Annotated in this window: 10 protein-coding genes; 2 read left to right on the top strand and 8 right to left on the bottom strand. The window is 73.1% G+C overall.

The window, feature by feature from the left end; translation table 11 throughout:
- Positions 1 to 106: 106 nt before the first annotated feature.
- The 5 genes from LEP48_RS06635 to LEP48_RS06615 form a co-directional block, all read right to left on the bottom strand.
- Entirely contained in the window at positions 107 to 508 is a 402-nt protein-coding gene (locus tag LEP48_RS06635) for a ScoMcrA-related endonuclease (RefSeq protein WP_225564785.1), read from the bottom strand.
- Between the two features lie 117 nt (positions 509 to 625).
- Positions 626 to 913 (bottom strand): WXG100 family type VII secretion target, encoded by a 288-nt coding sequence (locus LEP48_RS18760; protein ID WP_225564784.1) that lies wholly within the window; start codon positions 911 to 913, stop codon positions 626 to 628.
- A gap of 104 nt (positions 914 to 1,017) precedes the next feature.
- Entirely contained in the window at positions 1,018 to 1,737 is a 720-nt protein-coding gene (locus LEP48_RS06625; protein ID WP_225564783.1) for an HD domain-containing protein, read from the bottom strand.
- 106 nt (positions 1,738 to 1,843) lie between these two features.
- Positions 1,844 to 3,358, bottom strand: a complete 1,515-nt coding sequence (locus LEP48_RS06620; RefSeq protein ID WP_225564782.1) for a sensor histidine kinase — start codon at positions 3,356 to 3,358, stop codon at positions 1,844 to 1,846.
- Positions 3,355 to 4,089, bottom strand: coding sequence for a response regulator transcription factor (locus tag LEP48_RS06615; protein WP_225564781.1), 735 nt, complete (start codon positions 4,087 to 4,089; stop codon positions 3,355 to 3,357). The genes LEP48_RS06620 and LEP48_RS06615 overlap by 4 nt, the downstream gene beginning before the upstream one ends.
- 156 nt (positions 4,090 to 4,245) lie before the next feature.
- Between LEP48_RS06615 and LEP48_RS06610 the strand changes: the two genes are divergently transcribed.
- Positions 4,246 to 5,508 carry a winged helix DNA-binding domain-containing protein gene (locus LEP48_RS06610; protein ID WP_225564780.1) on the top strand — a complete coding sequence of 421 codons (1,263 nt, stop codon included), beginning with the start codon at positions 4,246 to 4,248 and terminating at the stop codon, positions 5,506 to 5,508.
- Positions 5,509 to 5,650: 142 nt separating this feature from the next.
- On the opposite strand, the gene LEP48_RS06605 is transcribed toward LEP48_RS06610, so the two are convergent.
- Positions 5,651 to 6,265 carry an NYN domain-containing protein gene (locus tag LEP48_RS06605; RefSeq protein WP_225564779.1) on the bottom strand — a complete coding sequence of 205 codons (615 nt, stop codon included), beginning with the start codon at positions 6,263 to 6,265 and terminating at the stop codon, positions 5,651 to 5,653.
- Positions 6,266 to 6,300: 35 nt separating this feature from the next.
- Positions 6,301 to 6,534, bottom strand: a complete 234-nt coding sequence (locus LEP48_RS06600; RefSeq protein ID WP_225564778.1) for a hypothetical protein — start codon at positions 6,532 to 6,534, stop codon at positions 6,301 to 6,303.
- On the opposite strand from LEP48_RS06600, the gene LEP48_RS06595 reads away from it, so the two are divergent.
- Positions 6,533 to 7,540, top strand: a complete 1,008-nt coding sequence (locus tag LEP48_RS06595) for a lytic polysaccharide monooxygenase (protein WP_225564777.1) — start codon at positions 6,533 to 6,535, stop codon at positions 7,538 to 7,540. The genes LEP48_RS06600 and LEP48_RS06595 overlap by 2 nt on opposite strands.
- Positions 7,541 to 7,616: 76 nt before the next feature.
- Here the strand turns inward: LEP48_RS06595 and LEP48_RS06590 are convergent, their stop codons facing one another.
- Positions 7,617 to 8,375 (bottom strand): PspA/IM30 family protein, encoded by a 759-nt coding sequence (locus tag LEP48_RS06590; RefSeq protein WP_225564776.1) that lies wholly within the window; start codon positions 8,373 to 8,375, stop codon positions 7,617 to 7,619.
- Positions 8,376 to 8,419 lie beyond the last annotated feature (44 nt).

Below are 8,419 nucleotides of genomic sequence, written 5' to 3'. Positions count from 1 at the left end.
CTCTTCCCCCCCCCTGCGGTATACATCCCGCGGGGCCCCCCCCCCGGGGGCGGCCCCCCCTCTTCTCTATCTCAGCGAGGGGCCTTCTCTATCTCGGCGGGACCCGTCAGCCGCAGTCGTCGCAGATCCCGGTACCGGGGAGCGTCATGGAGCAGGTGGGACAGATCGCGGGCGGCGGCTCGGGCACGTCCGTCTTGCGCACCGCACGCTTGCGAGGTTGTGCCACGACGGCTCGGGCGGGCACCTCGAAGCCGCGCTTGCGCAGCAGGGAGGAGGTGTCGACCTTGCCGCCGGAGAGCTCGTCGGTGGTCGCCGCTCGTCCCGTCGCGTACCGGTGCGCCACGCCCAGCACCGCCTTGGCGTCGTACGTGCGGCCCTCGTGGACGAAGACGTCGCGGGTCGACGGCGCGAAGCCGTAGACGCCGAGAAGGTTCTCCGCGCCGCGCGCGTCGTACTCGGTGATCGCCTGGAGGATGTGCTGCCGGGTCACGGCGGAAAAGGTAGCCACCCCTCGAGCCTAGGCCGTCCGGCAACCACCCAGGACCGAGCGCGCGTCCAGGTGGCCGATCGTGCCCCGCCGGGCGCCGGCGAGCGGGCCCCGGGCCGTCCGGCCCGGGGCCCCGGTTCAGCGCGCGAACAGCCGGGTGGCCTGCGCTTCCGCGTCCGCATAGGTGCGCGACGCGGACGACAGGGCCGCCGTCACGGCGTCGAGCGCCGCCTCGACCTGGGTCTGTGTCGTCTGCCACTGGCCCATGACGCCGGCGAACGACGTCGCCGCGCTGCCGTGCCAGCCGGTCTGCAGGTCCTGCAGGTGGCGCATCATCGCTCCCACCTCCGAGCGGATGGCCGCGACCGATCCGTTGACCGCCGCGCTCGCCTGCGCGACCCGTTCGCTGTCGACCTCGTACCGCACGTGTCCTCCTTCGCCGTCGTGCCCCGTGTAGGGGATGCCGTCGACGACGCTAGGGGCTCGACGCCATCGCGCGTCGGGGCCGTGCACAGCCTGTGGACAACCGCCTACTCCGCGGTGGGCGGCGGCTCGGGCAGCCGGGAGCGCTCCTTGAGCAGCCGGTGGAGCTCGGCGTCCACGTTCTGGCGCGCGGCCTCCTCCCAGGCGGCGCCCATGGGGCTCCAGAACAGGGACCGGCGCTGCAGCAGCTTGGTGAGGACGCGGATGCGTGCGTCGAGGTAGTCGGGCAGCGGGATGTGCGCGTACTCGGCGCGCACGTCGGCCATGTACTCGCGGTACCGCTGGGGCTCGGTGGCCAGCATCCCCAGGTCGGCGTCGTTGAGCACCGCCGAGTCGACGTCGCCGGCCAGCGGCTTGTGCCGGGCGAGGGAGTCCACGAGGGCGGCGACCCGCTCGGCCGCCCGCGGGGCCATGCCGATGCCAATGAGCTGCGTCCGCGCCAGCTCGGCGCTCACGGTCGTCTGCTCCCCGCCCTGCGTGGCGTACGCGACCTTGCGAGCGGCGTCGAACACCGCGCCGTGGTACCAGGCGGCGAGCCGTACCAGGTCGGGCTCGTGCACCTCCTCGGCGAGCTCGTCCACACGGTGCAGGACGTCGGCCAGGTGGCGCAGGTTGTGGAACCTGCGGTCGGGTTCCGACCACCGGTCGACCAGGTCCTCCCCGATCGCACGGACGGCGTCGTCGTCCGCGGTGGCCCCCGCGCCGCGTGCGGCCCGCTTGAAGGCGGAGAGGAACCAGGCGGGTGCGTCGGCGTGGTGCACGCCCATCGCTATCAGGCTTTCCGTCGTCGGAGGTCCGGAGGGTACGGCGGTGCATTCTGCCCCACTCACGGCCAGATTACGACCGGCCTGCGACCTCGAGCCCGCGGCGCGCTCAGTCCGCGGCGGCAGGAAGCTCCACGCGCACGGTGAGGCCACCGCCCACGGTGGGCGCGACGGTGACGTGCCCGGCGTGCGCGCCCACGATGGCGGCGACGATCGCCATCCCCAGCCCGGACCCGCCCGACTCGCGGTTGCGCGACGAGTCCGCGCGGTAGAAGCGCTCGAAGATCCGGGTCGCCTGCTCGTCGGTGATGCCGGCCCCGTGGTCGCGCACCTCCAGCACGACGGCGCCGGCGGGAGCCGTCCCCACGGCCAGCTCGGCGGGCGAGCCGGCAGGCGTGTGGCGCGCGACGTTGCCCACGAGGTTGGTGAGGACCTGGCGCAGCCGGTCCCCGTCGCCCGTGACACGGGCCGCCGACGGCGCGTCGCCGCCCGCCAGCGAGATGACGGTGACCTCGCGGGTGGGGTCGAGCGCGTGCAGGTCCTGGGCGGCGTCGCGCGCCAGCGCGACCAGGTCGACGGGCTCGTGCCGTAGCGGCCGGCCCTCGTCCAGACGGGCGAGCACGAGCAGGTCGTTGACGAGCGTGCCCATCCGGGTGGCGGAGCCCTCGATGCGGGACATCGTGTCCTCGACCTTGTCGGGAGTGTCCAGCGCGCCCATCCGGTACAGCTCGCCGTAGCCCCGGACGGTGGCCAGCGGCGTGCGCAGCTCGTGGCTCGCGTCGGAGACGAACCGGCGCATGCGGCGCTCGGACTCCTCCTGCGCCGCGAACGCACGCTCGATGTGCGCCAGCATCGTGTTGAGCGACCGAGACAGCGAGCCGACCTCCGTCGTCGGCGGCAGGTCAGGAACGCGCTGGGACAGGTCGCCGTCGGCGATCTCGGCCGCTGTCGCCTCGATGCGCCGCAGCGGCCGCAGCGACCGGTGCACCAGCAGCAGCGCCGTCGCGCCGCCGAGCAGCACGATGCCGAGGCTGGACAGCAGCAGCGAGCGGGTGAGGAAGGAGACCGTCTCGTCCACGCCCACCAGCGGCAGGGAGACGTAGGCGGCGCCGACCGGTTCGCCGTTCGCGGTGTACACGAACGGCACCACGCGCCAGCTCGTGTCCCGCTCGCCCCCGGTCGAGGTGACGGTGAACGGACTCTCGTGCCGCGCGGACACCTGCTCGAGGGTCTCGTGCGGGATGTCGGGCGTGCCCAGGATCCTCTCGGTCTGCGGCCAAGCGATCGTCCGGCCCTCGCCGTCGGCGTCACGGATGGTCACGGCGTAGTCGGTCGGGATCTGCGCGCCGGGGGAGTCGGAGGCACGGAGGGTGACGTTCGCGACGGCGGTCGCCGACTGCTTGAGCTGCTGGTCCACCTGCCGCACGAGGTAGTCGGAGACGACGGTGCGCGTCACGGCGGCCGCCAGGATGAGCCCTGCCATGAGCAGCAGCACGGTGACGGCCACGAGCCGGGTGCGCAGCGGCACGCGCTCGAGCCAGCCCGGGCCGCTCTTCGCGTCCGACGGCTCGTCCGGCACTCTCGCGCCCTTCGCCGTGTCGTCCGGTGGCAGCGGGGTGCTCATCGCGCCTGCGGCGCTCGCAGCAGGTAGCCGACGCCCCGCTTGGTGTGGATGAGCGGGGGCAGGGCGACAGCGTCGCCGTCGGGGCCGGGCACGGTGAGGTTGTCGATCTTGCGCCGCAGGTAGGAGATGTAGGACTCGACGATGTTCGCGTCGCCGCCCCAGTCGTACTGCCACACGTGGTCGAGGATCTGCGACTTCGACAGGACGCGGCCGGCGTTGAGCATGAGGTACCGAAGCAGCTTGAACTCGGTGGGCGACAGGTCGACCTCGATGCCGGCGCGGTGCACCTCGTGGCTGTCCTCGTCCATCTCGAGGTCGCCGACGCGCAGCACGGCCTCGTCCTCGGGCTCGCCCGCGTGCGTGCGGCGCAGCACCGCGCGGATGCGGGCCACGACCTCCTCCAGGCTGAACGGCTTGGTGACGTAGTCGTCGCCGCCCACGGTGAGGCCCTGCACCTTGTCCTGGGTGTCGTCGCGGGCGGTGAGGAACAGGACGGGCGTGTGCCGCCCCGAGGACCGCATGCGGCGGGTGACGGTGAAGCCGTCCATGTCGGGGAGCATGACGTCGAGCACCACGAGGTCGGGATCGACGTCGTGCACCAGCGCCAGCGCGCTGTTGCCGTCCCCGGCCGCGTGCACCTCGAAGCCGGCGAACCGGAGGGAGGTGGACAGCAGCTCGCGGATGTTGGGCTCGTCGTCGACGACGACGAGCCGTGCCTCGGGTGTGCTCATGGGTCCCAGTGTGGGACGGGCTTCTGAGAGGTGCCTGGGAACAGCCTCGGACGACGCAGGGATCGCGGGGGCGTCTGTGCCGGTGGATGCCGGTGGATGCCGGTGGGTGCCGGTGGGTGCCGGGGGGTGTCGGTGGCGTCGGCCAGGATGTCCGGCGTGCGGATCACCGGGGAGCAGCGTCGTCGTCGGCTCGTGGCGCACCAGCTCGCGCTGGGCGTCGACCTGCCCGGGCGGCGTGCGGCGGTGTCGCCGGAGGACGTCACCGACCGGCTCGTCGCGCTGCACGCCACGGACGCGCCCAGCGTGCACCTCGCGGTGCTCGCGCGGGTGCCCGGGCTGACGGTCGACGACGTGCGTGCGGCGCTGTTCGAGCGGCGCAGCCTCGTCAAGGTGCTCGGCATGCGGCGCACGATGTTCGTGGTGCCGCGCTCCGTGGTCCCCGTCGTCCATGCCGGCGCGTCCCTCACGGTGGCAGCGCGGCTGCGGACCCGGCTGCTCAAGGAGCTCGCCACCCTGCCCACCGACCCGCCCGTGGCGGACCCCGGCGCGCTGCTCGAGGCGGCGCAGGCTCAGGTCCGGGCGGTCCTCGCGGAGCACGGGCCGCTCGACGGCGCGGAGCTGGCCCGGGCCGCACCCCTGCTGCGCACGGCGTTCCTGCCCACCACGGACAAGGTCTGGGACGTCCGCCGCACCCTGACCTCGCCGCTGCTCTCGCTGCTCTCGGCCCAGGGGGACGTGGTGCGGGGCGAGCCGCGCGGCGCGTGGTCATCACCGCGGCACGTGTGGTCGCTCATGTCCGACTGGTTCCCGGACGGCATCCCGGTGCTGGACGAGGACGCCGCCCGGACCGAGCTCGCCCGGTCCTGGCTGGCGGCGTTCGGGCCGGCGACGGTCGCGGACCTGAAGTGGTGGACCGGCTGGAACCTCGGCCAGACGCGACGGGCGCTCGCGGACCTCGACCTGCGCGAGGTCGAGGTCGACGTCGGCCCCCTCGGCGGGGACGCCGTCGTCGTCGACGGGGTGATGCTGCGCGGTCCCGAGGGGGACGGCGGGCTCGAGGGCCTCGACGACCCCGCCGTGGACGCCGTCGTGGAGCAGCACGTGGCGCTGCTGCCCACCCTCGACCCCACCGTGATGGGCTGGACGGCCCGCGACTGGTACCTCGGCCCGCACCGGCCCCTGCTCTTCGACTCGGCCGGGAACGCGGGCGCCACCGTGTGGTGGCAGGGGAGGGTCGTGGGCGCGTGGACGGCGCTCCCCGACGGCGAGGTGGTGTGGCGGATCCTGGAGGACGTCGGTACCGACGCCCGCGCGGCGGTGGCCGCGGAGGCCGCCCGGCTCACCGGGCTGCTCGGCGGCGTGGGGTTCACGCCGGGGTACGTGACGCCCTTGTACCGGGAGCTGCGGGCCACCGGCTGAGCACCCGGCCGTGGTGCCTGGCGGTTGTTGGGGGGGGGGGGGGGGGGGGGGCGGGGGGGGGGGGGGGGCCCCCCGCCCCCCCCCCCCCCCCGTTTGGCCCTGTTTCGGTCGCGAAACAGGGCCAAACGCCCGCTCACAACGATCAGAGATAGCGGAGCGGGTCGAACTCGTCGAGCGGGATGATCCGCACGCGCGGCAGCGGGGCGGTGAACGCGTCGGCGTCGCCCTCGAGGTCGAACATCTCCAGCCCCTGCTCCGTGAGCTGAGTGAACTGGCCGTTGACGAACTCGCGGAAGGCGAGCAGGCCGACCTTGCGGTCCGCGCCGAGCAGCGCCTCGATCTGCGGCAGGAAGTCCCCGTCGTGGCTGGCGAGGAGCACGTCGCCGTCACGGTCGGCCAGCGCCTCGAGCGTGCGCTGGATACCGACGTCGACGACCTTCTCGGTGCCCGACGACGCCAGCGGGATCGGCCGGTAACCCATCGCGAGCAGCGCCTGGACGAACGACATCGGCATCTGGCCGCTGCTGGCGTTGAGGAAGAACAGCGGGACGACGTCCTGCCCCCACAGCTTCTGCGCGTACGTGGTGACGCGGTCCCAGCGCGGGCGCTCCTCCGGGTTGGGCCGCCGGTTGAGCACGTTCATGCCGAGCGTGGCGTCGATGTTCTCGCCGTCCACCAGGAGGTAGGTGCGGCGCGCGTCGGCCTCGGCGGGGGCGGGGGCGCTCGCGGGGACCGGGGTGGTGAAGGCGGGGGACATGGGTCTCAGGGTATCGGCAGGCCCACCAAAACGATTCATGGCGTGGACGGCCCCGGGGCCCCGTGGCCGAATGGCACGGTCCGGGTCGCGACGTCGCGACACTGCACGCCGCGACCTCCGCACGAGCACAGGAGGACGACCGTGTCCCGCACCAGGTCCCGCACCAGGTCCCGCACCAGGTCCCGCACCAGCACCAGGCCTCGCACCACCCGATGGCGCAGGGCCGCCATGGCGGCCGTCGCGGCGCTCGTCGCACCCTTCGCGGTCATGGCCGTCGCCACGGCCGGCGCCGGGTCAGCCGCCGCGCACGGCTCCGTCACCGACCCGCCCACCCGCAACTACGGCTGCTGGGACCGCTGGGGCGACGACTTCCAGAACCCGGAGATGGCCGACCTCGACCCGATGTGCTGGGGCGCGTGGGGCGCCGACCCCAGCGCCATGTGGAACTGGAACGGACTGTTCCGGGAGAACGTCGGCGGCGCGCACGAGGCCGCGATCCCGGACGGGCAGCTCTGTTCCGGTGGTCAGACGTCGGCGGGCCGCTACGACTACCTGGACACGCCCGGCGGCTGGTACGCGACGGGGGTCGAGCATCAGTTCGAGCTCACCCTGACCGACGGCGCCAACCACGGGGCCGACTACCTGCGGATCTACGTCTCAAGGCAGGGCTTCGACCCCACCACTGAGGCGCTCGGCTGGGACGACCTGGAGCTGGTGCAGGAGACCGGGTCCTACCCCGCGCAGTCGCCGTACCGGACCGACGTCGACCTCACCGGCCACGACGGCCGCGCCGTCCTGTTCACGGTCTGGCAGGCGAGCCACCTCGACCAGTCGTACTACCTGTGCTCCGACATCAACATCGGCGGTGGCGACATCGTCGGCGGCGGTGACGACGGTGGTGGTGACGACGGTGGTGGTGACGACGGTGGTGGTGACGACGGTGGTGGTGACGACGGTGGTGGTGACGACGGTGGTGACGACGGCGGTGACGACGGCACGGGCGACGGCGTCTGCTCCGCCCAGGTCAGCGTGACGAGCTCGTGGTCCGGCGGCTTCCAGGCCGACGTGACGGTCACGGCCACGGAGGCGGTCGATGGCTGGGCGGTCGCGCTGCCGGGCCTGACGATCGCCCAGGTGTGGAACGGCGTGCTGTCCGGGGGCACGGTGTCCGACGCAGGGTGGAACGGCCGGCTCGCCGCCGGGGCGTCGACGACGTTCGGGCTGATCGGCTCCGGCTCGCCGGGCGACCTGACCGCGGAGTGCTCCGCGGCCTGACGCTCGAGGACCCCGGGCCGTGCGGGGAGCACGGCCCGGGGTCCGTCGCGTCAGGCGCCGGCCGGGAGGGCGGCGGTCAGGACTCGATCGCCGGGGTCGACGACGGCGAGATCTGACCGGCGCTGCCGGACTTCAGCGCGGCGAGCCGAGCCTCCAGCTCGAGCTCGGCGCCGGCGTCCTCGAGCTCGGCGAACTGGGCGTCGAGCGACGACGCGGCGATCTCCGCCTGGCCCATCGCCAGGGCCTCCTCGCGGCGGACGGTCTCCTCGAACCGCGAGAGCTCGCTGGTCGGGTCGAGCACGTTGATCGAGCTGATCGCACCCTGGACGGTCTGCTGGGCCTGCGCGGCCTTCTGCCGGGCGACGAGCTGGTCGCGGCGGGACTTGAGCTCGCCGAGCTTGTCCTTCATGGCGGCCAGGCCGGTCTTGAGCTTGTCGACCGTCACGCGCTGCTGCTCGATCATCGGCTGCGCCTGCTTGACCTCGGACTCCGCGTCCATCTGCTTGCGGAGCGCGATCTTGGTCAGCTGGTCGAACCGGTCGGCCTCGCCGGCGTTGCCGGCGGCCCGCAGGTCGTCGGCCTTGCGCGACGCGGCCAGGGCCTTGGTACCCCACTCGCTCGCGGCGGCGATGTCCTCGTTGTAGTCCTGCTCGGCCAGCCGCAGGTTGCCGATCGTCTGGGCGATCGCCTGCTCGGCCTCGGCGATGCTGTTGGTGTAGTCGCGCACGAGCTGATCCAGCATCTTCTGCGGGTCCTCGGCACGGTCGATCAGGGCATTGATGTTGGCCTTCGCGAGCTGCCCGATCCGCCCGAGGATGCTCTGCTTCTGGGTCATGGGTCGTGCTTCCTTCCGCTGGTCGTGCTCGTCGTCTGACACGC

It is taken from the genome of Isoptericola luteus, from assembly GCF_020297055.1.
In the GTDB taxonomy this organism is placed as follows: domain Bacteria; phylum Actinomycetota; class Actinomycetes; order Actinomycetales; family Cellulomonadaceae; genus Isoptericola; species Isoptericola luteus.
This window is presented reverse-complemented; position numbering and strand designations above follow the sequence as displayed.

Bases quoted from the DNA above. Each gene is read 5' to 3' on its own strand.
- LEP48_RS06625 (WP_225564783.1), bottom strand. From the start codon at position 1,737: ATGGGCGTGCACCACGCCGACGCACCCGCCTGGTTCCTCTCCGCCTTC.
- LEP48_RS06620 (WP_225564782.1), bottom strand. From the start codon at position 3,358: ATGAGCACCCCGCTGCCACCGGACGACACGGCGAAGGGCGCGAGAGTG.
- LEP48_RS06615 (WP_225564781.1), bottom strand. From the start codon at position 4,089: ATGAGCACACCCGAGGCACGGCTCGTCGTCGTCGACGACGAGCCCAAC.
- LEP48_RS06605 (WP_225564779.1), bottom strand. From the start codon at position 6,265: ATGTCCCCCGCCTTCACCACCCCGGTCCCCGCGAGCGCCCCCGCCCCC.
- LEP48_RS06595 (WP_225564777.1), top strand. From the start codon at position 6,533: ATGGCCGTCGCCACGGCCGGCGCCGGGTCAGCCGCCGCGCACGGCTCC.
- LEP48_RS06600 (WP_225564778.1), bottom strand. From the start codon at position 6,534: ATGACCGCGAAGGGTGCGACGAGCGCCGCGACGGCCGCCATGGCGGCC.
- LEP48_RS06590 (WP_225564776.1), bottom strand. From the start codon at position 8,375: ATGACCCAGAAGCAGAGCATCCTCGGGCGGATCGGGCAGCTCGCGAAG.